We start from the raw sequence: 26,996 nt of genomic DNA on the forward strand, positions 1-26,996 counted from the left end.
GTGGGATTCGGTCCTTTGTTCGTTGCTCGTGGGAATGGGTGCGTGGCAGCATTCGTGGGTGACTGACAACGGGGATGAGGCAGCGAGGCCTCAACGTGCTTCGCGGCTTGCGCAGTTGGCTGATGCGTCGGTGCCGACCGCATCGTTTGAGCCGTCAACGATTCCGCCGGTGACACCAGCGGTGCCGGTGGCCGCTGAGCCGGTGGACGAGGTGGCGGTGGCGCGGCGGGGGTTTGCGCGTTTGCTGGGGGAGTTCCGGCGGTCGGCGGTGCTGGTGCCGTTCGACGCGCACGGGAGTCTGTGGACGGCGGATTTCAACGGGGTGCGGTGGATCTGCGCGTTCTCGGACGAGGAGGCGTTGGCGCGGTTCGCGGTCGCGCAGGGGGATGCGGACCGGGAGTGGGCGTACCGGACGGTTCTGGGTGCCCGGTTGCTGGATGTGATGGTGCCGATGCTGCCGGGTCCGGCGGGGGTCGCTTTGGACGCGGGCAGTGATGACGGCATGTTGTTTCCGCCGGTGGAGGGCATCGTGCCCGATGCGGTGGCGGTGGATCTCGGGGGGATGCGGTGAGTGGGGGCGAGCCGGAGCTGAAGGCTCCGGCGGCGGCGCTGGCGGAGATCGCGAAGGGGATCAATCTGGCGCATGCCGAGCTGAAGGAGCTCGGGATGATCGGCGAGGCGTCGGTGGGGCGGGGGTTCTCGGATCTGGCGTTGTCGGGGCTGGAGTTGGGTCATGGGGGTTTGGCGGCGGAGTTCGAGACGTTCTGCAGCCGCTGGGAGTGGGGGGTTCGCACTCTGACGCTGAAGGGCAACGCGTTCGCGCAGGGGGTGGGGTTGTCGGCGGGGTCGTTCGCGGAGCAGGAGCAGTACGTCAAGGACTCGTTCAAGATCGGCGTGAACGCGCTGAACGGGAATCCTCATCTGTCGGAGGACGAGGTCAAGCAGATGAGCTGGGACACGATTCGTGACCAGCACGCGTGGGACAACGCGGACTGGAGTCCCGAGTCGATGGCCGAGGCGCACGGCCAGGTCGAGCAGACCTGGAAGAACACCACGTATGACGTGATGGACGCGCAGATGGACTCCATGGAGCGTTCCGGGCTCATCGACCCGAAGATCCGGGACGCGATGGACGAGCAGCTGAAGGAAGACCTGGATCCGGACCAGGCCACGATCGATCAGGCCGAGCAGCCGCGGTGGGGGGAGAGTCGCTGATGGTGGACTGGCGGGGGATCGGCGACGGCCTTGTCGACGGGTTCGACAAGGCCGTCGACAAGGGCAAGGAAGTGGTCGGCGAGGGCGTCGACTATGTGACCGACAAGGCCGGCCAAGGGCTGGACAAGGTCGGTGCGCACGACTGGGCGGACGCCGTCGAGGACTGGGGAGATGAGACCGCCTCCTCGCTCGGGGCGGAGGTCGGGGAGAAGCAGCTCGGGCAGACCGAGGAAGCGAACGAGCTGATCCACGGCAAGCCGGAGAAGATCGCCTCGACGGTGAAGAACCTGCGGGACTTCCAGAAGGCGTTCGATCTCGTCGGCGGCGGGATGAAGAAACTCGACTCCAGCAACTGGAAGGGCGAGGCCGCCACCACCTTCCGGGAGAAGTTCCAGACGCTTCCCACAGACTGGCTGCGCGCGGCGGACGCGTTCGAGGACGCGGCCAAAGCTTTGGAGATCTACTCCCAGGCGATCGTCACGGCGCAGGGCAAGGCGCGTGAGGCGATCGCCCTCTACAACGAGGCGAAGAAGGACTACGAGAAGGCTGCCGCCGAGTTCAACAAGAAGGCTGATGCCTACGACGCCGCCCGCAACAGCGACAACCCGTTGCCGCACCCGGGTGAGTTCAAGGATCCGAGCACGGCCAAACGCAAGCAGGCGCAGGAGATCCTGGACGACGCCCGCAACGCGCGGAACCAGGCCGCGGAGACCGCGAAGGGCGCGGTCAAGGCCGCCATGGCCCACGCGCCCAAGGACAAGACCGGACTGGACAAGCTCCAGACCGAGCTCATGGACTACAGCCTGGGCCAGAGCATCGAGCTCGCCCACTTCGGCGGCGGCATCATCAAGGGCACCGCCGGGCTGGTCAACTTCGTCCGCTCGGTCAACCCGATCGACATGTACAACCTGACCCACCCCGCCGAGTACTACAAGGGCGTCAACATGACGCTCGCCGGCCTCGCCTCCACCGTCGCCAACCCCGACCGCGCCCTGAAGAACGCCTGGGACGCCGCCAAGGGCGACCCCGCCGAATTCCTCGGCCGCCTCGTCCCCGAAATCGTGGGCACCAAGGGCGTCGGAGGAGTAGTACGGGGCGGTCTGCGGGCGGGCATGAAGCACGGTCCGGACGTGGACAGTCCGAACGGCACACGCGGGGACCACGAGAGCAACCCGGACAGCAACAGCAAGCGGTGCACCGAGACGGTGTGCAAGCAGGACCCCGTCGACATCGCGACCGGCAGGATGCTGCTGCCGCAGACGGACATCACACTTCTGGGCTCCATGCCCTTGGTCTTCCAGCGCACCTTCGATTCCTCCCGACGCTCCGGCCGCTGGTTCGGCCCCGCCTGGTCGTCCACCGTCGACCAGCGACTGGAGATCGACTCCGAAGGTGTCATCTTCAGCTGCGACGAGGGCAGCCTGCTCGCCTACCCCCATCCCGCACCCGGCGTCCCGGTCATGCCCACCCACGGCCGACGCTGGCCCCTCGACCGGGTCGACGACGGCTACACCATCACCGACCCCGACACCGGGAGGGTCTGGCACTTCGTCGACCACAGTGATGAACTCGCGCTGCTCGCCCAGACAGACGACCGCAACGGCCGCTGGATCACCTTCGAATACGACGAATCCGGTGCGCCGACCTCGATCGTCCACCACGGCGGCTACCACCTGAAGCTCGCCAGCAGCGAAGGCCGGATCACCGCCCTGCACCTGGCAGGCGCGGCCCCGGACGGCAGTGATCAGGAGATCCTCCGCTACGGCTACACCGACGGCCACCTCACCGAGGTCACCAACTCCTCCGGCCGCCCTCTCCGCTTCGGCTGTGACGAGCACGGCCGCATCACGTCGTGGACCGACACCAACGGCAGCCGCTTCGACTACGTCTACGACGACCAGGACCGCTGCACTTTCCAGTCAGGCACGAACGGCCACCTCGAAACCCGTTTCACCTGGGACGAGACCGACCCCGAAACCGGCCTCCGCGTAACCACCCTCACCAACGGTCTGGGCCACACCGAGCGCCACCTCATCAACGACCGCTCCCAAGTCGTCGCCGAGATCGACCCCCTCGGCGCGGTCACCCGATACGAATACGACCGCTACAACCGCCTGCTGTCCCGCACGAACCCACTGGGCCACGTCAGCCGCTCCACCTACGACGAACGAGGCCGGCTGACCGCACTGGAGCGCCCGGACGGTCGCCAGTCCCGCGCCGAGTACAACGAACTCGGCCTCCCCGTCCGCCTCGTCGGCACCGACGGAAACGTGACCCGCCAGACCTTCGACGAACGCGGCAACCGCACATCGGTCACGGATCCGTCAGGTGCGACGACTTACTACGCGTACGACGAATCCGGCCATCTACTGTCCACGACCGATGCCTTGGGAAACAGCTATACCGTGCAGTGTGACAAGGCCGGCCTGCCTGTCGCACTCGTCGACCCTCTCGGTGCGACCACGCGCTACGAACGGGATGCCTTCGGACGTCCCGTTGCAATCACCGATCCTCTCGGGAGGATTACGCGGCTGGAATGGACTGTCGAAGGCAAACCCGCCCGCCGCATTGAGGCCGACGGCACTGAGCAGTCGTGGACCTATGACGGTGAGGGCAACTGCATCAGCCACACCGACGCCATGGGCGGAATCTCAACCTACGAGTACACGGACTTCGACCTCCTGGCCGCCCGTACTGGCCCGGACGGCGTCCGGTACGAGTTCAGTCACGACAGTAACCTCCGCCTCACCCAGGTGCAGAACCCTCAGGGTTTGACCTGGGAGTACGAGTATGACGCGGCCGGGCGACTTGTGTCGGAGACCGATTTCGACGATCGGAGGCTTGCCTACGACTTCGACGCAGCAGGCCGACTGAAGTCCAGGACAAACGGACTGGGTCAGAGTATCCAATTTGAGTACAACGAACTCAGTCAGGTCACATGCAAGGATGTCGAGGGTGTGATCACCACCTTCGAGTACGACATTTTCGATGAACTGGCTGTGGCCGCGTCCCCTGACGCAACGCTCACGCGGCTACGTGACCGGTACGGGCGCCTGCAATGTGAAACCGTGAACGGGCGCAAACTGACCTTCACCCACGATGCCCTAGGGCGGCGGGTCGGCAGGACGACGCCTAGCGGAGCCGTGAGTGACTGGACGTATGACGCGGCTGGTCGGCGGATACGCCTCACGACTTCCGGCCGCACCCTGTCTTTCGAACATGACGTCGCTGGCCAAGAGTTGGCCCGACACATCGGCGACTCGGTCTCAATGAGGCACGAGTTCGACGTTCTGGGCCGCCTTACCGATGAGCGGGTCACGAGCCAGGGCCGAACTGTCCAACGCCGTGAGTACACCTACCGCTCAGACGGGAACGTCGTAGGCGTATATGACCAACTCTCTGGCAGCCGTGGCTTCGAGCTTGATCCAATCGGCCGCGTCACGGCAGTTCACGCTGCTGACTGGGCAGAACGCTACACATACGACGCCGCAGGAAACCAGACTGAAGCCTCATGGCCGGCCTCCCACGCTGATCGGGAAGCCATCGGAGCCAGAACATACAGTGGAACCCGCATCACGCGGGCTGGAAATGTGCGCTACGAGCACGATGCGCAAGGGCGAATCGTCCTGCGTCAGAAGTCTCGACTGTCGCGAAAGCCCGAGACATGGCACTACACATGGGACGCTGAGGACCGGCTTGTAGGAGTCACCACACCAGATGGTGTGGTGTGGCGGTATGAGTATGACGCCCTAGGACGACGCACCGCGAAGAAGCGAATCGCTGACGACGGCCGAACCGTCCTGGAGCACGTCTCGTTCACCTGGGTCGGCGTAACCTTGTGCGAGCAGACGACGCAGTCTCAGGGCCTCCCGCACCCCGTAACGCTCACCTGGGACCACAACGGGGTCCGTGTCCTTGCTCAGACGGAGCGCATTCTCGCGGCAGATGCACCAGAAGTGACCATTGATGAACGCTTTTTCGCAATAGTCACCGACCTGGTCGGTTCTCCGAGTGAACTGGTCGACGAGTCCGGCGCCGTGGCGTGGAAGTCACGCAGTACGCTCTGGGGGAAAACCACCTGGGCAGCATCAAGCACTGCCTATACGCCGCTCCGCTACCCCGGGCAGTACTTCGATCCGGAAACCGGCCTCCATCACAACTATTTCCGAAACTATGATCCCGATACGGCTCGTTATGTCACGCTGGACCCGCTCGGACTGAAAGCGGCACCCAATGCTGCGACTTACGTGCACAATCCGCACACGTGGGTCGACCCGCTGGGTCTTGCCCCGGACAACTGCCCGCCAAAGGGCGAGGCGAGTAATCCGTTCAAGCACAGGCAGGACGCGGAACGTGCCGCATTCGAAGCCGCTGGTGTCCCTTACGGCACAACGCCGGATGCAGAGTGGATAGTCACAGGAGATGTTCGGCGCGCCCACATGCCGGGCTACTTCTATTCTGACCAGGAGGCGCATTGGGGTCGATTCCGCCAGTTCGAGACAGATCAGGGGTCCCGAGTTGTTGTGGAGCACACCTTCGACAGGGCCGGCCCGCACTTCCATGCTGGCGTACCAAAGCAGGATCCCACCCGAAATGGCGTAAATTTCGGATGGGATAATGAGCCTGGCGACACCTTCCGGTACAAGGACACTTGGGAGAGGTATGGAAAGGTGAACAAACCTGGTGGGGATCACCACTTCTTCTACGAGGAAGGGTGGGGATCATGGTGAACAATCGAGAGTGGAGCGGCAGTGCGGTGACAGATGAAGTCGAGCTTAGGCGTCAACTGGCTGCGCATAAAATTGTGGTTCTTGGCGGTGCCACGCCTGAGGCGCCGACACCGTTGAGTGCGGTTCTCGCCGTGACGGGGGCATATGTAACGCCCAGGGTTCGAATCCCGCACATGACGCCGGATCGCGATGAGCGCGTAGATGTCCAATGGCATGAACTTGCTGCGCAAATGCACTTGTTCACCGACGATGGCAGTTTCCTGCTGCGCCTTTCGAATCCCGGCAGCGAATCCCGGGGGTGGCTGCGAGTGCGTGACGAGATGGGAGTGCGTCTGCCGTCTCGGTTGAATTCTGCGACCGGCCGTCGTGAATTTATCGCAGTGTCGCTCGACGGGGTGCATTTGTGCGCTGTTTCGGTGGAAGATGACGAGGATTGGATTGTTACCCACTCCTTCACCCGGCCGGGATAAGGTGATAGCCACAGCAGGAGGTATTTCGGTTCAGTGATCGATTTGAATCGGCTGATCGCTGGTTCGGTGCACATCTCCTCGCGGGGCACTCGACGGCATGGGTGGAGTGTTGGACGATCAGGATCCGCGGGGTTTGTGACGATTCGTCTCGATGAATGCGAAGCGGAACCGTAAACAGCGACCCGATCAGGTTCATGCCCGATGGTCCGGCCCAAGGCGTCGCTGCGCACTGGTGTGTAGCTGCTCAATTCACGAAGAAAGGTGCTTTCTTGATGACTCGTGATGTCAGCAGGACCTTGTCCCTCGAGAATCTAGAAGGGGACGAGTGGCCGGAGCCGCCGGCTGGTTCCACCGGGCTGGTGCGCACTGTCCATGCCTTGAGGAAGCGTCCGATCGGTGAGCTCAGTGCATATGAATTGAGCAGGATGATCGGCCAGGAGGTTGGATTGCCGTGGCTGATGCCTGTGGCGCTGGAAATTCTGAGCGAGACGGCACCCGCGCAGGCTGGCGGCGGATTCTATGACGAGGAGTTGCTTTCCGCCGTTTTGACCCGCTCCTCCGAGGTTTGGCGGACGTCGCCACAGTGGGCTGAAGAGGTGAGCGGCATTCTCCACCAACTCGTGGATCTCTCTCCATACATCCAGTCAGACGTAAAGGAGTTCCTTGACAACACTCGAAATATCTGAGCGTCGACCGGCTGGGTCTACAGCAGGCGCCATCCTTGCCACCTATGCTCCTCCTGGGGGAACGGTTCAATGAGTCACGCGAGAGTATCTCGACCCAGGGGCACCCCATTCGTCGAGTTGGTTCACCGCCAGGTGGCGGGCGAGGCGGGCGCTGCGGCGGGTGGCGATGAAGCGCTGGGGGAAATCAGCCGTGCGGCGTACTTGGTGAATCATCAGGAAGTAGATGTCGTGGTTACAGCCGTGGCTTCTGTCGGATCGCAGGTCGATGCCGCAGGCGTCGTCGGCTTCATCGACCAGGTCAAGCACTCGTCCTGGTGGTCGGCCGATGTGGCCCCTCCGCAGGTCGGCGATCACCTGCGTGCCGTGGTTCTCGACGACTCCAGGACGCCTCCTCGGCTCAGCGCACTTGAGAGGGACATCGAGATCGCCCAGGTGTTGCGGGAGCGTGAGTGAGGGCGCACGGGGATGTCATGCGTCTGATCGAGGGACTGGACAACCAGCCGTGACGGCAATTGAGTGTCTTACGTCGTTCATCACCGCCGGCCGGTTCTTGGGCTCGGGGGTCGGATCCGCGATCACTGACGTAGATGGGGCGATCCGCGTGGATTTCATCGATGACGTCGATGAAACAGGCCAGTCGATACGACGCGATTACGGATTCGTCGAGCTCACGTTCCATCCCGTCCCCGAGTGGGTCGTGGTCGGAGCAGCGTTTCAGCTGCACCGGCTGGCCGCGGAGCCGAGCCTGGCGGAGGAGTGGGCAGAGCGCATGGGCGTGGAGTTTCCCCGTTACCTTGCCTGGGACCAGTTGCGTGCCGAGCTGCGGCGGGTCGTGCCGACTCTCGATCTGACCATCCGGGAGCAGGGCGGGTTCGTCGAGTACCGAGCTCCGGTGTCGAACGTCTCCGTGCTGGTCGTGGACGAGCCCGAAGACGAACGCGGATATCGGGTTGGGCACCAGGATGTGTGGAGCGTGAGTGTCTGGGGGGCGCTCCAGCGGGATTGACACGGGCCTCGGGCGTTCATCGCGCACGTACGAGGCCGGAATTACGAGATGCCCCCGCTGGTCACCGCAGAGTTCGCCCCCCACTACAACGAGACCATGCCCCTCGTCGGCTGGGCCTCGACTGTCCCGTGGCGAGCAACTGCAGCCGTGCTTGAACCCCCGCGAAAGATCACAAGCAAGGCCGAACTCGCTCACAAGCAAGGCCGAATTCGACGCGGTGATGCCAGCCCGGGAACGAGACCGGCCGCACGCCAACTGGGCCAAGCCTCGCAAGCCGAGGAGGGCATGAGCCACACGACCAGCAAGGTCACGATGCACGGTTACTGGCAGCGGCCGAAGTGGTCGAACTCTCCCGCGCATACGCCCCGTGCGAACGCCGCCCACTTCTCGTCCGTCGTCGTGACGGCCCCGCCCACGTGGACGAGGCCGTCAGGGGTGTGGGTGACGTCTATGTGCGGGCTCGGCGCGCCGGTCTTGAGGGCGTGGGTGAGGGCGGCGAAGGCGGCGGGGGTGGTGTGGAGTATCGCCCCGTCGGGGTCGCTGCTCTCGGTGAGGCTGACGCCGGAGGCGTCCGCAGCAACGTTTACGCAGGCGTCGCCCTCGCCGCAGTAGGAGGACTTCTGCCACTCGGGTATGGGCACGGCCTGTCCTTTCACAGTTCCTGGACGATGGAGTGGATGAAGTCCCGGGACGCTTCCGGGGGACGGGCTACGGCCTCCATCCGGTCGAGCAGAGTCCGGTAGCGCGTGAGCTGGGCTTCCGCATCGAGCAGCACCGGGCCGTGGGACTGGTCGAGATGGACGGTGTCCAGCTGTGGGACGGGGCCGAGCCCGTAGGCCAGTGACTGGCCCGAGCCGGGGAACGCACCCGTGGCGAAGGGAATCACGCGCAGCGTGATGTGCGGCCGTTCACTCATGTCGAGCAGGTGCTCCAGTTGCTTGCGCGCAACCGACGGGCCGCCGAACTGCATGCGCAGGGCGGCTTCGTGCACGACCGTCGCGTACGGGATCGGGTCCGTCCGGTAGATGACGTCCTGGCGCTTGATGCGGTGCGACACCCGGTGCTCGACCTCGGGCGGGGTCAGTTCCGGCACGACTTGCCGGAACACCTCCCGTGCGTGGTCGGCGGTCTGGAGGAGTCCAGGGATGTGTGCGGTGTACGCCGTGCGCAGTCCTTTGGCGTGGTGCTCGAACTCGGCGAGGTCCAGTAGCCCGGTCGGGAGGATGTCCCTGTACTGGTCCCACCATCCCCGGCTCCGCTCGGTGGCCATCTCCGCCAGGGCGTCGACGAAGGCCTGGTCGGCGCAGGAGTAGGCGCGGGCCATGGCTCGGACCCGGTCCGCGCTGACGCCGAAGCGAGCCGTTTCGACGTTGCTCAACTGACCCGAGCTGGTGCCCAGTTCCCTCGCCGCCTCGGTGGCCGTCATTCCGGCCCGCTCGCGAAGGCGACGCAGCTCGGTGGCGAGGCGCACTCGCCGCGCTGTGGGGGCCGGCCTCGCAGGCATGCAACTCCTTCGGTGTCAGGGGTCAGGTCACCCACACGAGGGATTCAAGCATGGAATCTCTCGAATCGATGCAAAGATTCTTTGCGTCGCCTAGCCTGCATGTCAGGCCACCCGCCTGGAAGCACCCCGCTCGACGGAGCGACCTGGTCACCAGGCACCCGCATTCCCGCGACAACTCGCACTCCGTCGAGGAGACTTCCATGACCACCGTAGCCCCGCCCTGGACCTACGCCCTCCAACTCCCGCAGGATGCCCGCGCACCCGGTATCGCCCGCCGCACCCTCCGTGCCGTCCTCCACGCGCACCGGCTCGGCGCGCTCGTCGAGAACGCCGAGCTGCTCGCCTCCGAGCTCGTCACCAACGCCCTCCGGCACACCGACGGTCCGTACGGGCTCCGGCTGAGGGCGCCCGAGCGGGGACGGCTGAGGCTCGGGGTGTGGGACACCTGTCCCGACATCCCGGCGCCCTTCGAGGGGCTGCCGCGCCGGCCCGCGCCGGATGCGGAAGGGGGCCGGGGGCTCTGCCTCGTCGCCGCGTGCGCGGACGCGTGGGGTGCGACCGCGCTGCCGCAGGGCGGGAAGCTGCTCTGGGTGGAACTGGGCGGCGGTGCGCGGTGATCGGGCGACTGCTGCCCCGCACCCCTCATGAGGTCGCGCGCCTGATCTCACGGATGACGGACTTACGCGTCGAGATCCTCGCCGGCAGCCTGGTGCTCTCCCGGACCGACTGCGCGACCCGTACGGCGGTCGTCCGGCACCTCGCCCCGGAATCGTCCGACAGGCGGCGGTCCTCGAGGGCGTGGCCGTACGCATGCCCATGGACCAGGCCGACTTCGTGTCGCCCGACCTCGTCGTCCGGGCTCCCGGCAGCGATCCGCCCATGGACGGCATGGTGCGCACGCAGGACGTCGAGCTCGCCGTCGAGGTCGTGCCCCGGGAGGAGAAGACCCGGGAGTTCGGCCGGAAGAGCGACTGGTATGCCGTCGCCGGAGTCCGTGCCCTCCTGGTCGTCGACCCGCGCCAGGGCACGTGGGCATTGCACACCAGCCCCGACGGTGTCGGCTACCGAAGGACGCGTTCCGGGTGCTTCGGCGACAGCATCCGGCTGCCCGGGCCGCCGGCGCGCCTCGTGGACACCGCCGCTCTTCCGGTCTACCGGGGTGTGTCAGAGGCGTGACTTACCGTGACTGTTGGCGTTGGACGACCGCACGTCGGAAGGAGCCTGGCATGTCCGAGGCCCACGCATACGCATGGCAGTACGGTGGTGGCGTCGCCGAACGGGACACGGGACCTCCTCCCGGTCCCGCTCACGCAGCCGAGGAGCCCGAGCCGCAGGGATGGAGGCCGTCCACGATGTCCGTGCAGCCGCCGATGCGTCCCCGCCCGCGCCCCGGGAATCTGCGCGAGCTCGCTGAGACCATCGAATCGGCGACGGGTCTGCGCGTGCAGATCGTGGGAGGAAGCCTCGTGATGTCCCCGACTCCCCGCGGCAAGCACGCGGGAGTGATCTACAGGCTGGAGGAGACGATCCGGCCGAGGCTGCCGAAGTCGCTGGTGGCGGTCGAGATGGCCTCCATCGAAATGCCGGAGGATCCGGACGACTACGTCACGCCGGATCTCACCGTCTGTCCGGCCGAGTTCCTGACGTCCGATCACTGGCTGATCGACCCGCACGACGTCGAACTCGCCGTCGAGGTCATCTCCCAGTCCGAGAAGGCCCGCGACATCAGGCAGAAGAGCGACTGGTATGCCGTCGCCGGAGTCCGTGCCCTCCTGGTCGTCGATCCGCGCCACGGCACGTGGGCCCTGCACACCAGCCCGTCGAACGGCAGCTATCAGGACACCCTGCCGGGCAAGTACGGCGAGGAGATCCCGCTGCCGGACCCGCTCGCCCTGTCCGTGGCCACCGGTGAACTACCCCTGTACGGGGACGGGGGCAGCGCCCGGCCCCGCTGACGTCCTCCGGTCTACCAGCGGTGAGCCACGTCCACGATCAGGTGGTCGGCGGACCGGAGCACCCGGAAGGGCAGCTTGGCGCGGACGCCCAGGGCGACCTGCGTCTGGCCCTCGGAGCTCGCACCGAACCTGGTGTCCTTGAACGTCCTGTAGCCCGTGACGTTCACGCCTGGCAGCCGTTGGCCCGCCTTCCCGAGGTAGGTCGGCTCGAGCGTCGCCGGGTCGTAACTCGGGGCGGAGACGTAGACCTGCAGGACGGCTCCGCCGCTCACCGGGATCCGCTCACCGGAGCCGTCCTGGTGGAACGTGTCGACGTAACCGACGTGGTAGCCGGTCCTGCGCGCCGTCACGTCGATGTCGAAGACCATGCGGTCGTAGCAGGCGTGCCGGCTGGTCCTGACGTTCTTCAGCGGCCCGGGCTCCGACTCCGTGGCCGACTTCATGCCGCTGCCCCAAACGGTCGAGCAGGCGGTTCCCGTGGCGGCTTTGCCCGCCACCCCGGTGGCGGTACTGGTCGCGGGGTCGGCCTTGTCCGCCTGGCCGGTCGCGGCGCAGGCCGCGCCCGCCAGCCCGGCGCCCGTCAGCGCGAGCGCCGCGGCGACCGTCGTCAACCGTCGCATGACGTACCTCCAAGAAGAGCCGAATGCAGGTGCACGAGGTACGACGGCCGGGCAGGCGAGGCCGTTGCACCGCCGCGTGCTTTTCGGCCATGTGGTCAACCCTCCTCAGCGCAACGGGAGTTGACTAGGCTGACGGGCGTGACCGACAACGCGCGCGCTCTCGACCGCATCGACACGTCCCGGCCCCACACCGCCAGGATCTGGAACTACTGGACCGGCGGCAAGGACAACTACCCCGTCGACCAGGAGGCCGGCGACCAGATCCGAACGCTGCACCCGGGGATCGGGGAGTACGCGCTCGCCGACCGGCGGTTCCTCGGGCGGGCCGTGCGGTACCTGGCCGGTGAGGCCGGGATCCGGCAGTTCCTCGACATCGGCACGGGGCTGCCCAGCGCCGACAACACCCACGAGGTGGCGCAGCGCGTCGCGCCCGAGTCGCGGATCGTGTACGTGGACAACGACCCGCTCGTCCTCGTGCACGCCCGCGCCCTGCTCACCAGCAGTCCGGAAGGCGTCACGGACTATCTCGACGCCGATCTGCGGGACGTGGACGCGATCCTGGAGCGGGCGGCGAAAACGCTGGACCTTAGCCGGCCCGTCGGGCTGATGCTGCTCGGCGTCGTCATCTTCGTCGAGGACGACGAGGAGTCGTACGCCCTGGTGCGCCGGCTCATGGACGCCCTGGCGCCCGGCAGCCACCTCGTCCTGTCCCACACGATCACCAGCCCCGCGATGCCGGACGTGGACGCCGCGGTCGCCTTCTGGAACGAGCACGGTACGCCCCGCCTCACGCAGCGCACCCCGGACCAGCTCACCCGCTACTTCGAGGGGCTCGACCTGCTGGAGCCGGGCATCGTCTCCTGCAACCGCTGGCGCCCGGACGCGGGAGACCCCGCGATGCCGGAGGAGGTCGCCATGTTCGCGGGCGTGGGACGCAAGGCGTAACGGCACGGCGGGGGTCAGCGGGGGCCGACGAACAGACTCTGGGCGCTGCGGCCGATCGGACCCTTCTCGTCGTGGAGGCGGGCATCGGCCAGGCCGATGCCCGCCTCGTCCACGCTGGTGCGTGCCTCGACGCAGACCCACTCGCCCACCGGGTGGCGGTGCAGATGGACCGTCAGGTCGGGGTTGATGAACAGATGCCGGGAGAAGTCCAGGACGTTGCTCATTCCGTTGCCGGAGTCGGCGGCCACCAGGACGCGGTCCAGCGGACGGGTCTCCTCGCCCGCGACGAGTGGCATCCGCATGCGCATCCAGCATGTTCCGGGCCCTCGGTCCAGCCAGGATCCCTCGGCGAACCGGGTCTCCATCGCCGTGTGGTAGCCGATGTCCCACGGGACGCCGAAGAAGGGCGTGGCGGCGGTGTCCTCGGGCGAGGGGAGGAGCGGGCCCTCCGCGACGGAGGGGCCCGGCTCCTCGGTGGTCCGCACGCGCAGCGCCCTCGCCAGCATCACGGGTGCGTCCGCGCCCTCGGGGGTCAGCGTGGCCTCGGCGACTTCCACACTCCGTCCGGAGCGCACGACCGAGGCGGCGACGGTCAGCGGGCGTATCGGCACCGGGCGCAGGATCTCGTACGTGATCCGGGCGAGCCGCATGTCGGTGCGCGCGCCGGGGCGTTCCTCCAGGGAGCGGCCGAGGAGCGCGGCGGGCGGGCCGGCGTGCTGGGAAGCGGCGTCCCACGGGCCACGGGTGTGTTCGGTGGGCGCGTAGCGGTCCTCGGAGAGTCGCTCGAAGAACGCCTGGAGGTCCGTCATGCGGGGCCGCCTTCCCTGACACCTCGGGGGATGGGTGTACGGCACACACGCTACCTGTCGGTAACCGGATGCTCCAGAGGCCGGTGGTACGCGAAGGGGCCCGCGTGACCCCTGCGGGTGATGCGGGCCCCCTCCTGGCGGCTCCGGACTTTCAGCCGGAAACGACCATGTAGCCGAGCAGGGCGACCGCGATGCCCAGCAGCGCGATGAACGTCACCGTGGCGGCGGTGCCGCCGGCGTCGTCGCGGCGCCCCTGTCGGCGTGCGGCAACAGCCCCCTTCAGGCCCCCCTTCTGCGTGTCCTCCGTGCCCGGCGCGTCGGTCACGATCGCAGAGTTCTTCACGTGTGCTCCTGTATTGCTGGCCCCGCCGTGGTCGCCGGAGGGGGTCTGGCCTCAGCCTTCCTGGCTGCATTACACAGAGTAGCGGCAATTGGTCCAGACCACTTGCGCGGGTATGTGTCCGCGCGACCGGCGCCGGCCGCACTGCCGCTGCCCCGCTCGCGACCGTAAGCCCCGCCCCTGGGGGCGACGCTCTTTCACGCCAAGCGCCCTGCTACCGAGCGGAGTTGGCCCAAGCGCCTGGCGTAACCGCCGACGCGTGCGCCGGTGCCGGTGGCGCGCCGATGCGGTTCGGACAGGGGGAGTCGTCCACCCCCGGAACGACGCACCGGCCACCTACACTGACACCGGGCGTACTACCGTGGGGTGAAAGGTGGTTGACGGTGCGTAAGGCGTGGCTGATCGCGGGTGCGTCCGTGGGGCTGTGTCTGAGCTTCGTCGCGCTGCTCGTCGTCGGCACCTACTCGGCGGCCGCCGGCCTGTTCGGCGGGGGCGTCAAGGGCGGCGCGGTCGCCCTCGCGAAGGGGGCCGTGCCCGCGCGCTACCAGCCGCTGGTGCAGAAGTGGGGAAATCTGTGCCCCGCCATCAACCCGGCCCTGCTCGCCGCACAGCTCTACCAGGAGAGCGGCTGGAACCCGAAGGCGCAGAGCCCGGCGGCCGCGCAGGGCATCGCGCAGTTCATCCCGGGGACGTGGGCCACGCACGGGATAGACGGCGACAAGGACGGCGACCGCGACGTGTGGGACCCGGCCGACGCGATTCCGTCCGCCGCTTCGTACGACTGCGAACTGGCCGGATATGTTCGCAAGGCGCCCGGTGATCCGACCGACAACATGCTGGCCGCCTACAACGCCGGTGCGTACGCGGTCATCAAGCACGGCGGCGTCCCGCCGTACCGCGAGACGCAGAACTACGTGAAGGTCATCCGGAGTCTGGAGAAGAGCTTCGCGCGGCCCGTCGGCAGGGTCGAGCCGTCGCGCCAGGCCGCCGGGGCCATCTACTTCGCGCAGCGGAAGCTCGGCACCAAGTACCTGTGGGGCGGCAACGGCACGCCCGAGCAGGGCGGTCGTTTCGACTGCTCGGGCCTCACCCAGGCCGCGTACCGCACGGTGGGCATCGAGCTGCCGCGCGTGGCCAACGACCAGTACAACGCCGGTCCGCACCCCTCGCGCGAGGAACTGCTCCCGGGCGACCTGGTCTTCTTCTCGGACGACCTGACCAACTCGCGCGCGATCCGGCACGTCGGCATCTACGTCGGCGGCGGATACATGATCAACGCGCCGTACACCGGCGCGGTGATCCGGTTCGACAAGATCGACACTCCGGACTACTTCGGCGCGACCCGCGTCACGAAGGAGGGTGCGGCGGCCCTGCCGACCGACCTGCCGGCAGCGTGAGACAGCTGCCCGGTGGCTGGAATGCGACTGCTCAGTCGGGGCTCTGAGCTGCGACGACGTGTCACTCTTCGATAACGTCATGGTGATCGTTCGGTGGAGAGTGGAACGACACCGGGGAGCATGTCGTTCCCTTGACAGGGACGGCCGCACTGACCATGCAGCACACCGGAGTGACCACGGGGGTTGGCAGAGCGGCGCACAGGCACGTGCGCCGGTGGCACAAGGCAAGGGGCCGCGGCAGATGTCTGGACTCGCAATCGGGTTCCCCCTGACGGAGACGAGGGGCGGGACGAACCCCGACGTCGGCCTGCTCTACGACATCAACGGCATGGCCAAGGACGCACCGGACTGGTTCGACCGGACCATGGAGTTCGTCGGCGAGTACGGCATCGTGCTCGGCCTGGTGCTGGTCACCCTCTGGTGCTGGTGGAGCGTCCGCAGGCGCGGCACCGCCGACGACTCCGTGGCCGCCGTCGCCGGACTGGTCTGGACGCCGCTCGCGGCCGGGATCGCCCTGCTTGTCAACGTCCCGATCCGCGGATTCGTCGAACGGCCCCGGCCGTTCGTCGACCACGAGGGCCTGGAGGTCCTCGTCGCGGGCAAGACCGACTTCTCCTTCGTCAGCGACCACGCCACGCTGGCGATGGCGTTCGGCGCCGGACTCTTCATCGCCCACCGCACGTTCGGTCTCGCCGCCCTCGCCCTCGCCGTTGCCGAGGGCTTCTGCCGCGTGTACATGGGCGTGCACTACCCGACCGACGTCATCGGCGGCTTCGCGCTCGGCACCGCCGTGACCCTGCTGCTCGCCCCGCTCGCCCTGGCGCTGCTCACCCCGCTGGTGTCCGCGGTCGCCGGATCGCGCCCCCTGTCCTGGCTCGTGCGCTCCCGGCGGGCCCCCGGCACCGCACTGGTCACGGAGCCGCTGGACATCCCGGAGTCGCGTACGGAGGAGGCGGGAGCGGGCGAGAACGGGCTGGCGGCGTAGGTGTCTTCGGCGGCAGGCGCCCTCACAGGCCCTGCGGCTGGGCGAAGAGCCGGTCCGGGTCGTACTGCCGCTTCACGCGCGTGAGCCGGTCCGCCGCGGGACCGTAGTAGGCCCGGCGCCAGTCGCGCAGGTTCGGGTCCGGATAGTTCTGGTACGCCGCGCCCGAGGCGTACCGCCGCATCGACGCGTGGGCGTCCCTCAGCCAGGACTGCTGGGCCGAGCCGGACGTGCCCGGCCGCCAGGCGGCGATGTACTGGGCCAGCATCCGCGAACGCCGGTGCACGAACGACGTCGCCAGCGGGTCCACCCGGTTCACCGCGCCGCCGAGCGCGGTCAGCGCGATCGAGCCGCCGCCGCCCCGGCCCGCCGGGATGCGGGTGAACCCCTCGGCCGCCGCGATCAGCGCCTGCACCCCGGCCGGCGCCAGGTCGCGGTCGAAGAAGTCGGACGCCGCCGCGTACGTCTCGCGCGGCAACGCGCCCTGCTTGCCGCGGCCCGGGGTGGTGCCGGGCAGGCGGCACTGCTCGTCCGTGAGGGAGAGGCAGCCCGCGTAGGCGAGCATCGCGTCCAGATAGCTGCGCGGCCGCAGCGCCACCGAGGACGCGGGCGAGCCTGCGGAATCGGCGAGCCGGTCGAGAGCATTGCGCAGGTCGCTCTCGCGGCCGAGCGTGAAGGCGGCGACGGAGAGCGTCGGACGTACGCCGCCCGGACCCGCGGCCAGGTGCAGCGACGACCAGATCTCGTCCGGCTGGGCCGGCCCCCAGCGCTGCCAGGCGGAGATGACGGCCGCGGCCCTCGACCAGGGCCAGGTCAGGTAGGCGGTGACGGTCTGCGGCGCCGGGTGCGTACGGAACCGGAAGCCGGTCACCACGCCGAAGTTGCCGTTCCCGCCGCCGCGCAGCGCCCAGAAGAGCTCCTTGTTCTGCGTGGCGCTCGCGGTCAGCGTCCTGCCGTCGGCGGTGACGAGCGTCGCCTCGGTCAGACTGTCGCAGGTCAGGCCGTAGGCACGCGAGGTCACACCGTGGCCGCCGCCGAGTGTGAGGCCGGAGACGCCGACCGTGGGGCAGGAGCCCGCGGGGATCGTGCGGCCGCGGCGGGCGAGGGTCTTGTAGACGTCGACGAGTTTGGCGCCCGCGCCGATGACGCCGTCGGCGCCGATACGGTCCAGTGACGACACGTCGACGACGAGCCTGCCGTTGCCGGACGACCAACCGCCGTAGGAGTGGCCACCGTTGCGGATGGACACCGGGACGCCGTGCGCCTTCGCGTACGCCAGGCACTCCTTGACGTCGTCCTCACCCGCGACGTACGCGACCGCGGCCGGCTTCTGACCGTCGAAGCGGGTGTTGTACAGCTGCCGGGCGCTCGCGTAGTCGGCGTCTCCCGGCCGGATCAGCTTCCCGTCGAGGCCGCGGGCCAGCGCGCTCCAGTCGGCGGGACCGGCCGGCGTCCGTGCGGCCGTCGGCGTGCGGGCGGCCGTGGCCGTGGTCCCGCTCGCCTCGGCGGCACCGCCGTCTCTGCGGTTGCAGGCAGCGGTCGTCACAGCGGTGGTGACAGCAACAACGGTGGTGAGCAGCGCACGCCGGTCCATGGGGCCTCCTGGGAGAGGAGACGGTACGGGGCCGGGACGGGTTCCCGCGAGTCCTGCCGACGACCAGGTCGTGTCAGGAGGCGGTGGCGTGCGTACGGGCGTCCGTACGCGCCCGGTCGCGGGACCGCCGGGCGGGCCCCGACCAGCCGCAGCTGCAACGGGCGACGGCGAAGGAACCACGCTCGACGGTCGTGGTCAGGTGCGCCGGATCACCGACGGGCTCGTCTCGCTGGGACACCGGTCAACCGTACTGCGCCCCAGCGTGTCGCGATGCCCTGGGCCCGGCGTGACGAGGTGACCGGGCCGTCGTTATGCGAGGCGGGTGCCCACAGGCCCCTCGGGCCGAGGGGCGCGGGTGGGATTCGTCCAAGCAGCGGTCCGGCGTTGGGGGTTGACAGGCGATGGTGGTGCAGCAGCACAGGCGCAGGGGCGGCGCGATCGCCGTCGCGGCGACAGTGGTGGGGGTGATGGCCGCCACCGGGTGCTCCGGCGCGGGTGCCGCCGAGGACGGCAAGGGCCGGGGCTCGGCCGAGGAGGTCCGCAGGGCGGCGGACGTGCTGGCGGGGGCGAAGAGCTCCAGGGCCCGCACCTCGATGGAGATGGCGGCCGGCGGGACCCGGGTCACCATCCGCGGCGAGGGTGGATACGACTTCGCCCGGCGCATGGGCCGGCTCACCGTCGTCCTCCCGCCGGACCCCGCCGGTGAGGCCGGGCACGAGCCGATCACGGAGCTGTTCACGCCGGGCGCGCTGTACATGAAGAACCGGGGCGCCGGGGTGCCCGCGGACAAGTGGGTGCGGGTGGACACCACCACGCTGGAGGACGGGAACCTCGTCACCGGCGGCGCGACCGACCCGCTGGCCGCCGCCGAGCTGCTGCGCGGCACCGAGCAGGTGACGTACGTGGGGGAGACGGAGATGTCCGGCCGGAAGGTGCGGCACTTCCGCGGGACGACGGACATCGGCAGGGCGGCGTCGGCGGCACAGCCGCACGCGCGGGCGTCGCTGGCGGCGGCGGCGAAAGGGTTCACCAAGGACGTGGTCCCGTTCGACGCGTACCTCGACGAGTCGGGCCGGCTGCTCAAGGTGAGGCACCGTTTCACCTTCGCGAACGAGGGCCGGACGGTGGCGGTCACCTCGACGACCGTGCTGTTCGACTTCGGGACACCGGTGGACGTACGGCTTCCGGCCGCCGAGGACATCTACTCCGGCAAGGTCAAGGCCTGAGCCACGTCGGAGTGCGGGCCGGACGGGCCGGCGCTCGGGCGTGCGGGCCGGCGTGCGGGCGGGGCCGAGGGGCCCGGGAAGGCCAGGTTCCAAATGGTCCGGACGTGCCATGCGCGGTCTGTGTCCCGCTCCCTACGCTAGGGAACCGACATCGGCCGGAAGAGGTGATTGCACGTGGCTCCGCCCAGTACGCCGACGGTCCAGGAGGACCACGTGGCCGTTGCCCTCGCCGAGATCGAATTGTGCGGCGAGCTGATGATCGCCGCGTCCGCCGCCCACGAGGACCGGCTCAGTGCCGACCGTATCGACGAGGTGCTGATGGTGGCGGCGGAGAGGCCGGCGGGGGCGCTCGGCGGGTGATGATCGCCACTCCTCGTTGACCGGAGCGTATGGATCAAGCCACTCGCAGCGCCCCGCGCCGTGCGGGGGACCACCGGGCAGGACAGGGCGAAACGGATCGAAACGGCCTGGTCAGGTGCGCAGCAGGCGGGCGATCGCCTTCGTCGCCTCCTCCACCTTGGCGTCCACCTCGTCGCCGCCCTTGACGGCCGCGTCCGCGACGCAGTGCCGCAGGTGCTCCTCCAGGAGCTGGAGCGCGAAGGACTGCAGCGCCTTGGTCGAGGCCGATACCTGGGTGAGTATGTCGATGCAGTAGACGTCCTCGTCGACCATCCGCTGCAGGCCCCGGATCTGCCCCTCGATGCGGCGCAGCCGCTTGAGGTGCTCGTTCTTCTGCTTGTGGTAGCCGTGCACGCCGTGGTCGTGGTCGGTGCCGGGGTCCGTGACCGGGGGGCCGGCCGCCTCGGTGGTCGTCATCGCGTCCTCCCGTTGTCCAGAAAGGGTCGTATACCCCTCGTGGGTATATGGTAACGAATCGTGCGGGATCTCGTGGGGGTCTGTGCTGATCACGGTGGTTCATGGGCGACACTGGGACCTTGCCGGTTAGCCGTGGCCGGATGATGCGCCTAGCATCAGCCTGACCGAATCCAAAGCACCCCGAGGACCCCACGTGCGATTTCGTCTGACCCCCAGGGAGACGAGCTTCTACGACATGTTCGCGGCATCCGCGGACAACATCGTGACCGGCTCGAAGCTCCTGATGGAACTGCTCGGTGCGGAGTCCTCCGCGCGGGCCGAGATCGCGGAGCGGATGCGGGCAGCCGAGCACGCCGGGGACGACGCCACCCATGCGATCTTCCACCAGCTGAACTCCTCGTTCATCACGCCGTTCGACCGCGAGGACATCTACTCGCTCGCGTCGTCGCTCGACGACATCATGGACTTCATGGAGGAGGCCGTCGACCTCGTCGTCCTCTACAACATCGAAGAACTGCCCAAGGGTGTCGAGCAGCAGATCGAGGTCCTGGCGCGGGCGGCCGAGCTGACCGCCGAGGCCATGCCGCACCTGCGCACCATGGACAACCTCACCGAGTACTGGATCGAGGTCAACCGGCTGGAGAACCAGGCGGACCAGATCCACCGCAAGCTGCTGGCCCAACTCTTCAACGGCAAGTACGACGCCATCGAGGTGCTCAAGCTCAAGCAGATCGTGGACGTGCTGGAAGAGGCCGCCGACGCGTTCGAGCACGTCGCGAACACGGTGGAGACCATCGCGGTCAAGGAGTCCTGAGCTTCGTGGACACCTTTGCCCTGATCGTGACCATTGGTGTCGCGCTCGGATTCACGTACACCAACGGCTTCCACGACTCCGCGAACGCGATCGCGACATCCGTCTCCACGCGTGCTCTGACGCCGCGCGTGGCGCTGGCGATGGCCGCGGTGATGAACCTCGCGGGCGCGTTCCTCGGACAGGGCGTCGCCAAGACCGTCAGCGAGGGGCTCATCGAGACCCCGCACGGCGACCGCGGCATGGGCATCCTGTTCGCCGCCCTCGTCGGCGCGATCGTGTGGAACCTGATCACCTGGTACTTCGGGCTGCCGTCCTCCTCGTCGCACGCGCTGTTCGGCGGGATGGTCGGCGCGGCGCTCGCGGGCGGGACGGATGTGATCTGGACCGGAGTGGTCGAGAAGATCGTCATCCCGATGTTCGTGTCGCCGTTCGTCGGCATGATCGCCGGTTATCTGGTGATGGTCGCGATCCTGTGGATGTTCCGGAATGCCAATCCGCACAAGGCGAAGCGCGGTTTCCGCATCGCGCAGACGGTGTCGGCGGCCGGTATGGCCCTCGGGCACGGTCTGCAGGACGCCCAGAAGACCATGGGCATCGTGGTGATGGCCCTGGTCATCGCCGACGTGGAGAACGCGGGCGACCCGATCCCGACGTGGGTGAAGATCGCCTGTGCGGTGATGCTGTCGCTGGGCACGTACGCGGGCGGCTGGCGCATCATGCGGACGCTGGGCCGCAAGATCATCGAGCTGGACCCGCCGCAAGGGTTCGCGGCGGAGACGACGGGGGCGTCGATCATGTTCGGCTCGGCGTTCCTGTTCCACGCGCCGATCTCGACGACGCATGTGATCACCTCGGCGATCATGGGTGTCGGGGCGACGAAGCGGGTGAACGCGGTGCGGTGGGGTGTCGCGAAGAACATCGTGCTGGGGTGGTTCATCACGATGCCGGCGGCGGCGGCGGTCGCTGCGCTGAGCTACGGCGTGGTGTATCTGGTCTTCGGCTGACGCCGGGTGCTGTGTCGGGCCCCTGCCGCTCTTCGGGGTGGCGGGGGCCTTTGCCTTTTCCCCACCCCGCCCCTTCCCGAACTGGGGCTCCGCCCCAGCCCCCGTGGCCCTGCGCCCTGGCGGGCGCGGGCTTTGCGGGGGGCTTCGCCCCGTCCCCTGCCCCTGCCCCCTGACAGGCGCTTGTGGGGGCTTCGCCCCAGGTCCCCTGCCCCTGCCCCCTGACGGGCGCTTGTGGGGGCTTCGCCCCAGGTCCCCAGCCCTGCGCCCTGGCGGGCGCGGCCTGTGGGGGCTTCGCCCCAGGTCCCCAGCCCTGCGCCCTGGCGGGCGCGGGCTATCGGGGCTTCGCTCCACGTCCCGGGCTCCCTGGCCCGGGCCCGTGGCCCCCAGGCCCCGGTTTGGCGGGGCGGGAGCTTCGGGGATCCGCCCCGGGCCTCTGGGCGCCCTGGCTTGACGGGTGTGATTCAGGACCTGGCAAACCGGTCGCCCTGCGCCCTGGTAGGCGAGAGCTTGCCAGACAGCCGCGCCGGGAGACCCGGGGGGCGGGACATGCGTGGGCCCGCCCCCTGGGAGAGGGGGCGGGCCCGTCGTCTTGTGGGTGGCACCGCCATGCAGCACCCCAAGACGTCTTATCCGAAGCGTCCCGAGATGTAGTCCTCGGTCGCCTGGACGGACGGGTTGGCGAAGATCCGCTCGGTGTCGTCGATCTCGACGAGCCTGCCGGGCTGACCGACCGCCGCCAGGTTGAAGAAGGCCGTGCGGTCCGAGACGCGCGCCGCCTGCTGCATGTTGTGCGTCACGATGACGATCGTGAAGCGCTCCTTCAGCTCACCGATCAGGTCCTCGATCGCGAGCGTCGAGATCGGGTCGAGCGCCGAGCAGGGCTCGTCCATCAGCAGCACGTCGGGCTCGACCGCGATCGCGCGGGCGATGCACAGACGCTGCTGCTGACCGCCGGACAGACCCGAGCCCGGCTTGTTGAGGCGGTCCTTGACCTCGTTCCAGAGGTTCGCGCCCTTGAGGGACTTCTCGACGACGTCGCTCAGCTCGGACTTCTTGTAGTTCCCGTTCAGCCGCAGCCCCGCCGCGACGTTGTCGAAGATCGACATCGTCGGGAACGGGTTCGGCCGCTGGAAGACCATGCCGACCGTGCGGCGCACCGCGACCGGGTCGACACCGGAGCCGTAGAGGTTCTCGTCGTCCAGCATCACCTTGCCCTCGACGCGGCCACCGGGGGTGACCTCGTGCATGCGGTTCAGGGTGCGCAGGAACGTGGACTTGCCGCAGCCGGACGGGCCGATGAAGGCCGTCACGGAGCGGGGCTCCACCGTCATCGAGATGTCCTCGATCGCTTTGTGGGAGCCGTAGTAGGCGGTCAGGCCGCTGACGTCGATTCGCTTGGCCATGTCACTTCACTTCCAGAATGCCCCGCGTCGGCGGAGCCGATGTCGTGGCCTCAGCGGCCGGTCTTCGGGGCCTTCCAGCGGGCGATGCCGCGGGCGACCAGGTTGAGCAGCATGACGAAGGCGATCAGCACCAGGGCGGCGGCCCAGGCGCGGTCGTACGACGCCTCGCTGCCGACCCGGTACTGCTCCCAGATGTAGAAGGGGAGCGACGACTGGGCGCCTTCGAACGGATTGGGGTTGATCAGCTGGCTGCCGAAGACGAGCAGCATGATCGGTGCAGTCTCACCGGCGATACGGGCGATCGCGAGCATCACACCGGTGGTGATGCCGCCGAGCGCGGTGGGGATGACCACCTTGGTGATCGTGCGCCACTTCGGGACACCGAGCGCGAGGGACGCCTCGCGCAGCTCGTTCGGGACGAGCTTGAGCATCTCCTCCGTGGAACGGACGACGACGGGGATCATCAGGATCGCGAGGGCGAAGGCGCCCATCAGGCCGGACGGCGCGAGCTGGAACATCAGCATGATCGACAGCACGAACAGACCGGCCACGATCGACGGGATGCCCGTCATGACGTCGACGAAGAACGTCACCGCCTTGGCCAGTGCTCCCTTGCCGTACTCGACCAGGTAGACGGCGGTCAGAAGGCCGATCGGCACGGAGACCAGGGTGGCGAGGCCGACCTGCTCCAGGGTGCCGAGGATCGCGTGGTAGACGCCGCCGCCGACCTCGAAACCGGGGACGCCGGCCATCGAGTGGGTGAGGAAGTACCCGTCGAGGACCTTCATGCCGCGGCTGACCGTGACCCAGATCAGGGAGAGCAGCGGGATGACGGCGAGGACGAAGCAGACCCAGACGATGCTGGTCGCGAGCCGGTCCTTGGCCTGGCGCCGGTTCTCCACCGCGCTGGTGGCGACGTACGAGATGACGACGAAGAACAGGGCGGAGAGCAGACCCCACTGGATGCGGCTCTCCCAGCCTGCGACGTTGCCCAGCCCGGCGCCCAGGGCGATCGAGACGACGGCGAACCCGGCGGGCGCCCAGCGGGGCAGCGCACGGCTGCTGAGGCCTCCGCGGCGATCCGGCGTGGCGGGCGCGGGCGTTTCCTTGACGGCGGTCTGGCTCATGCGTTGGCCCCCGAGTACTCCTTGCGGCGCGCGATGATCAGGCGGGCCGCGCCGTTGACCAGCAGGGTGAGGACGAAGAGGACCAGGCCCGAGGCGATCAGGGCGTCCCGCCCGAACTCGTTGGCCTCGTCGAACTTCGCGGCGATGTTCTGGGCGAACGTCCCGCCGCCCGGGTTCAGCACGTGCAGCGAGATCAGGAAGCTCGGGGAAAGCACCGTGGCGACGGCCATGGTCTCGCCCAGCGCCCGGCCGAGGCCGAGCATCGAGGCCGAGATGACACCGGAGCGGCCGAAGGGCAGGACGGACATGCGGATGACCTCCCAGCGGGTCGCGCCGAGGGCCAGGGCGGCCTCCTCGTTCATGCGCGGGACCTGGAGGAAGACCTCCCGGCTCACACTCGTCACGATCGGAAGGATCATGATGGCGAGCAGGATGCCCACGGTGAACAGCGAGCGGGCGACGCCGACCTCGGTCTTCTCGAAGACGTACGTCCAGCCGAAGAACTGGTCGAGCCAGAGGTTGAGGCCCTCGAGGTACGGGACGAGGAACAGCGCGCCCCAGATGCCGTAGATGATCGACGGCACGGCGGCCAGCAGGTCGATGACGTAGGCGATGGGGGCGGCGAGCCTGCGCGGCGCGTAGTGGGAGATGAACAGCGCGATGCCGACGGCGATGGGCACGGCGATCACCATCGCGATGATCGAGCTGACCACGGTGCCGAACAGCAGTACCGCGATGCCGAAGACCGGCGGGTCGCCCGCCGGGTTCCAGTCGAAGGTGGTGAGGAAGTTGCCCTCGTTCCTCGATATGGCGAGCGAGGCGCGGTAGGTGAGGAAGACGGCGATCGACGCCATGATCACCAGCAGCAGAATGCCGGACCCGCGGGACAGACCGAGGAAGATCTTGTCGCCTGCGCGGCCCGTGGATTTGCTGTTCAGCCCGGTGACCGGCGGAGCCGGCGTGGGTGGAAGAGAGTCTGTGGGTGTGGTGGTAGCCATGATCTTTCCGGTCTGTGGTGGGGGAGCGCTCGGCTCCCCTGGCGGCGGTGCACCGGAGGGCGGGCCGGCGGGGGCGGACGGGCCCCCGCCGGCCTGCTGCGTTACTTCAGACCCGCGACGGTCTCGCGGACCTTGGCGTTGATCTCGGCCGGGATCGGGGCGTAGCCGGCCTCGGACAGGACCTTCTGGCCCTCGTCGCCGGCCGTGTAGGTCAGGAAGGACTTGACCGTGCCCAGCGTCTCGGGCTTGTTGCCGGAGTCGCAGACGACCTCGTAGGTCACCAGGACGATCGGGTACGCGCCCTCGGCCTTCGTGGCGTAGTCGAGGTCGAGCGCCAGGTCCTTGCCGGTGCCCTTGATCTTGGCGGCGGCGATGGCCTTGGAGGCGTTCTCCGACGTGGCCTCGACCGGGGCGGCGGCGCCCGTGGCGATGTTCACGGTGGGGATGGACTGCGAGGTGGCGTACGACAGCTCGAAGTAGCCGATCGCGCCGTCGTTCTGCTTGACCTGGGCGGCGACACCGGAGGAGCCGGACGCGGCCTGGCCACCGGGGGCCGGCCACTTCTTCTCGGCCTCGTACGGCCAGTCGGCCTTGGCGGTGGCGCCGAGGTACTTGCCGAGGTTCTGGGTGGTGCCGGAGTCCTCGGAGCGGTGGAAGGCCTGGATCGGCTTGTCCGGGAGCTTGGCGCCCTCGTTCAGCTTGGCGATCGCCGGGTCGTTCCAGTTCTTGATCTTGCCGTTGAAGATCTTGGCGATCGTGGGGGCGTCCAGGTTCAGCTTGTCGACGCCGGACAGGTTGTAACCGAGGGCGATCGGGCCGCCGACCATCGGCAGGTTGATGCCCTGGCCGGACTTGCAGACCTTCTTGGACTCCTCGACCTCTTCGGGCTTGAGCGCGGAGTCGGAGCCGGCGAAGCCGACGGTGCCCTGGTTGAAGGCGACGATGCCTTCACCGGAGGAGGAGGACTTGTAGTTGACCTCGATGCCCGAGCAGGCGGCCATGTAGTTCTTGATCCAGAGGTCCATGGCGTTCTTCTGGGCGCTGGAGCCGGAGGCGAGGAGCTTGCCCTTGGCGCCGTCACACTTGATGTTCGACGCAGCGCCGGTCTTCTCGCCGGAGCCGGGGGTGGTGTTGTCGTCCGAACCACACGCCGTGAGGACCAGGGCGCCGGACAGGGCGAGGGCACCGAGCGCGGTGGCGCGAAGCCCGTTCTTGCGCTGAAGCTTCACTTTCGGGTGTTCCTTCCAGTTGCCGCGATCGTGTGCGGCGTGCGTCGGGGGCGGCGGACCGGCACTGCACCGGTCACCGTGTACGGCCGAAATTAGGCAGATCAGGTGAAGCGGCCGACGGGGGAG

At 68.2% G+C, this 26,996-nt stretch carries 29 protein-coding genes; 17 read left to right on the forward strand and 12 right to left on the reverse strand.

Annotated elements, in window-relative coordinates; genetic code table 11:
* Positions 1 to 58: 58 nt before the first annotated feature.
* The 7 genes from QFZ82_RS21610 (at position 59) to QFZ82_RS21640 (ending at position 8,107) form a co-directional block, all read left to right on the forward strand.
* Positions 59 to 571, forward strand: a complete 513-nt coding sequence (locus QFZ82_RS21610; protein ID WP_307714712.1) for an SseB family protein — start codon at positions 59 to 61, stop codon at positions 569 to 571.
* Entirely contained in the window at positions 568 to 1,215 is a 648-nt protein-coding gene (locus QFZ82_RS21615) for a hypothetical protein (protein ID WP_307714713.1), read from the forward strand. The genes QFZ82_RS21610 and QFZ82_RS21615 overlap by 4 nt, the downstream gene beginning before the upstream one ends.
* On the forward strand, positions 1,215 to 5,945 hold the full coding sequence (locus QFZ82_RS21620) for a putative T7SS-secreted protein (RefSeq protein ID WP_307714714.1): 4,731 nt from the start codon (positions 1,215 to 1,217) through the stop codon (positions 5,943 to 5,945). The genes QFZ82_RS21615 and QFZ82_RS21620 overlap by 1 nt, the downstream gene beginning before the upstream one ends.
* Positions 5,939 to 6,415: a hypothetical protein gene (locus QFZ82_RS21625; RefSeq protein ID WP_307714715.1), complete on the forward strand. Its 477-nt coding sequence runs from the start codon at positions 5,939 to 5,941 to the stop codon at positions 6,413 to 6,415. Before QFZ82_RS21620 ends, QFZ82_RS21625 begins: the two co-directional genes overlap by 7 nt.
* Before the next feature lie 272 nt (positions 6,416 to 6,687).
* Positions 6,688 to 7,101, forward strand: coding sequence for a contact-dependent growth inhibition system immunity protein (locus QFZ82_RS21630; RefSeq protein WP_307714716.1), 414 nt, complete (start codon positions 6,688 to 6,690; stop codon positions 7,099 to 7,101).
* A gap of 117 nt (positions 7,102 to 7,218) precedes the next feature.
* Complete coding sequence (locus QFZ82_RS21635; RefSeq protein ID WP_307717990.1) at positions 7,219 to 7,554, forward strand: hypothetical protein; 336 nt, start codon at positions 7,219 to 7,221, stop codon at positions 7,552 to 7,554.
* Positions 7,555 to 7,603: 49 nt separating this feature from the next.
* On the forward strand, positions 7,604 to 8,107 hold the full coding sequence (locus QFZ82_RS21640) for a hypothetical protein (protein ID WP_307714717.1): 504 nt from the start codon (positions 7,604 to 7,606) through the stop codon (positions 8,105 to 8,107).
* A gap of 320 nt (positions 8,108 to 8,427) precedes the next feature.
* Here the strand turns inward: QFZ82_RS21640 and QFZ82_RS21645 are convergent, their stop codons facing one another.
* Positions 8,428 to 8,748, reverse strand: a complete 321-nt coding sequence (locus QFZ82_RS21645) for a DUF397 domain-containing protein (protein ID WP_307714718.1) — start codon at positions 8,746 to 8,748, stop codon at positions 8,428 to 8,430.
* Between the two features lie 11 nt (positions 8,749 to 8,759).
* Entirely contained in the window at positions 8,760 to 9,611 is an 852-nt protein-coding gene (locus tag QFZ82_RS21650) for a helix-turn-helix transcriptional regulator (protein ID WP_307714719.1), read from the reverse strand.
* 200 nt (positions 9,612 to 9,811) lie between these two features.
* On the opposite strand from QFZ82_RS21650, the gene QFZ82_RS21655 reads away from it, so the two are divergent.
* The 3 genes from QFZ82_RS21655 to QFZ82_RS21665 all read left to right on the forward strand — a co-directional run bounded on the left by QFZ82_RS21655 (position 9,812) and on the right by QFZ82_RS21665 (position 11,566).
* A complete protein-coding gene (locus QFZ82_RS21655; protein WP_307714720.1) occupies positions 9,812 to 10,228 on the forward strand; it encodes an ATP-binding protein in 417 nt (138 codons plus the stop codon).
* 181 nt (positions 10,229 to 10,409) lie between these two features.
* Positions 10,410 to 10,787 (forward strand): Uma2 family endonuclease, encoded by a 378-nt coding sequence (locus QFZ82_RS21660; RefSeq protein WP_307714721.1) that lies wholly within the window; start codon positions 10,410 to 10,412, stop codon positions 10,785 to 10,787.
* A 50-nt stretch (positions 10,788 to 10,837) separates the two neighbouring features.
* Complete coding sequence (locus QFZ82_RS21665) at positions 10,838 to 11,566, forward strand: Uma2 family endonuclease (protein WP_307714722.1); 729 nt, start codon at positions 10,838 to 10,840, stop codon at positions 11,564 to 11,566.
* 11 nt (positions 11,567 to 11,577) lie between these two features.
* Here QFZ82_RS21665 and QFZ82_RS21670 read toward each other — a convergent pair whose 3' ends face one another.
* On the reverse strand, positions 11,578 to 12,186 hold the full coding sequence (locus QFZ82_RS21670) for a hypothetical protein (protein WP_307714723.1): 609 nt from the start codon (positions 12,184 to 12,186) through the stop codon (positions 11,578 to 11,580).
* 138 nt (positions 12,187 to 12,324) lie between these two features.
* Between QFZ82_RS21670 and QFZ82_RS21675 the strand changes: the two genes are divergently transcribed.
* The gene (locus QFZ82_RS21675) at positions 12,325 to 13,131 is read left to right on the forward strand and encodes an SAM-dependent methyltransferase (protein WP_307714724.1); all 807 of its coding nucleotides are present in this window, start codon (positions 12,325 to 12,327) and stop codon (positions 13,129 to 13,131) included.
* A 14-nt stretch (positions 13,132 to 13,145) separates the two neighbouring features.
* On the opposite strand, the gene QFZ82_RS21680 is transcribed toward QFZ82_RS21675, so the two are convergent.
* Positions 13,146 to 13,940 carry a thioesterase family protein gene (locus QFZ82_RS21680; protein ID WP_307714725.1) on the reverse strand — a complete coding sequence of 265 codons (795 nt, stop codon included), beginning with the start codon at positions 13,938 to 13,940 and terminating at the stop codon, positions 13,146 to 13,148.
* 151 nt (positions 13,941 to 14,091) lie between these two features.
* Positions 14,092 to 14,283, reverse strand: coding sequence for a hypothetical protein (locus QFZ82_RS21685; RefSeq protein ID WP_307714726.1), 192 nt, complete (start codon positions 14,281 to 14,283; stop codon positions 14,092 to 14,094).
* A 380-nt stretch (positions 14,284 to 14,663) separates the two neighbouring features.
* On the opposite strand from QFZ82_RS21685, the gene QFZ82_RS21690 reads away from it, so the two are divergent.
* Positions 14,664 to 15,677, forward strand: coding sequence for a bifunctional lytic transglycosylase/C40 family peptidase (locus tag QFZ82_RS21690; RefSeq protein WP_307714727.1), 1,014 nt, complete (start codon positions 14,664 to 14,666; stop codon positions 15,675 to 15,677).
* Between the two features lie 241 nt (positions 15,678 to 15,918).
* On the forward strand, positions 15,919 to 16,662 hold the full coding sequence (locus QFZ82_RS21695) for a phosphatase PAP2 family protein (RefSeq protein WP_307714728.1): 744 nt from the start codon (positions 15,919 to 15,921) through the stop codon (positions 16,660 to 16,662).
* 22 nt (positions 16,663 to 16,684) lie between these two features.
* Here QFZ82_RS21695 and QFZ82_RS21700 read toward each other — a convergent pair whose 3' ends face one another.
* Together QFZ82_RS21700 and QFZ82_RS21705 are read right to left on the reverse strand one after the other, a co-directional pair.
* Positions 16,685 to 18,253: an FAD-binding oxidoreductase gene (locus QFZ82_RS21700; RefSeq protein WP_307714729.1), complete on the reverse strand. Its 1,569-nt coding sequence runs from the start codon at positions 18,251 to 18,253 to the stop codon at positions 16,685 to 16,687.
* A gap of 73 nt (positions 18,254 to 18,326) precedes the next feature.
* Positions 18,327 to 18,491, reverse strand: a complete 165-nt coding sequence (locus tag QFZ82_RS21705) for a hypothetical protein (protein WP_307714730.1) — start codon at positions 18,489 to 18,491, stop codon at positions 18,327 to 18,329.
* A 163-nt stretch (positions 18,492 to 18,654) separates the two neighbouring features.
* Between QFZ82_RS21705 and QFZ82_RS21710 the strand changes: the two genes are divergently transcribed.
* Both QFZ82_RS21710 and QFZ82_RS21715 read left to right on the forward strand, forming a co-directional pair.
* A complete protein-coding gene (locus tag QFZ82_RS21710) occupies positions 18,655 to 19,479 on the forward strand; it encodes a hypothetical protein (RefSeq protein WP_307714732.1) in 825 nt (274 codons plus the stop codon).
* Between the two features lie 168 nt (positions 19,480 to 19,647).
* Entirely contained in the window at positions 19,648 to 19,839 is a 192-nt protein-coding gene (locus QFZ82_RS21715) for a hypothetical protein (RefSeq protein ID WP_307714733.1), read from the forward strand.
* 111 nt (positions 19,840 to 19,950) lie between these two features.
* Here QFZ82_RS21715 and QFZ82_RS21720 read toward each other — a convergent pair whose 3' ends face one another.
* On the reverse strand, positions 19,951 to 20,295 hold the full coding sequence (locus QFZ82_RS21720; protein ID WP_218183572.1) for a metal-sensitive transcriptional regulator: 345 nt from the start codon (positions 20,293 to 20,295) through the stop codon (positions 19,951 to 19,953).
* A gap of 193 nt (positions 20,296 to 20,488) precedes the next feature.
* On the opposite strand from QFZ82_RS21720, the gene QFZ82_RS21725 reads away from it, so the two are divergent.
* Together QFZ82_RS21725 and QFZ82_RS21730 are read left to right on the forward strand one after the other, a co-directional pair.
* Positions 20,489 to 21,109, forward strand: a complete 621-nt coding sequence (locus QFZ82_RS21725) for a DUF47 domain-containing protein (protein ID WP_307714734.1) — start codon at positions 20,489 to 20,491, stop codon at positions 21,107 to 21,109.
* A gap of 5 nt (positions 21,110 to 21,114) precedes the next feature.
* Complete coding sequence (locus tag QFZ82_RS21730; RefSeq protein WP_307714735.1) at positions 21,115 to 22,113, forward strand: inorganic phosphate transporter; 999 nt, start codon at positions 21,115 to 21,117, stop codon at positions 22,111 to 22,113.
* Between the two features lie 626 nt (positions 22,114 to 22,739).
* On the opposite strand, the gene pstB is transcribed toward QFZ82_RS21730, so the two are convergent.
* From pstB to pstS, 4 genes are all read right to left on the reverse strand, one after another.
* Complete coding sequence (gene pstB, locus QFZ82_RS21735) at positions 22,740 to 23,516, reverse strand: phosphate ABC transporter ATP-binding protein PstB (RefSeq protein WP_307714736.1); 777 nt, start codon at positions 23,514 to 23,516, stop codon at positions 22,740 to 22,742.
* A 50-nt stretch (positions 23,517 to 23,566) separates the two neighbouring features.
* The gene (pstA, locus tag QFZ82_RS21740) at positions 23,567 to 24,643 is read right to left on the reverse strand and encodes a phosphate ABC transporter permease PstA (protein WP_307714737.1); all 1,077 of its coding nucleotides are present in this window, start codon (positions 24,641 to 24,643) and stop codon (positions 23,567 to 23,569) included.
* The gene (gene pstC, locus QFZ82_RS21745; RefSeq protein WP_307714738.1) at positions 24,640 to 25,641 is read right to left on the reverse strand and encodes a phosphate ABC transporter permease subunit PstC; all 1,002 of its coding nucleotides are present in this window, start codon (positions 25,639 to 25,641) and stop codon (positions 24,640 to 24,642) included. The genes pstA and pstC overlap by 4 nt, the downstream gene beginning before the upstream one ends.
* Positions 25,642 to 25,742: 101 nt before the next feature.
* Positions 25,743 to 26,870, reverse strand: coding sequence for a phosphate ABC transporter substrate-binding protein PstS (gene pstS, locus QFZ82_RS21750; RefSeq protein ID WP_307714739.1), 1,128 nt, complete (start codon positions 26,868 to 26,870; stop codon positions 25,743 to 25,745).
* Positions 26,871 to 26,996 lie beyond the last annotated feature (126 nt).

The sequence above is a fragment of the Streptomyces sp. V4I23 genome, assembly GCF_030817975.1.
In the GTDB taxonomy this organism is placed as follows: domain Bacteria; phylum Actinomycetota; class Actinomycetes; order Streptomycetales; family Streptomycetaceae; genus Streptomyces.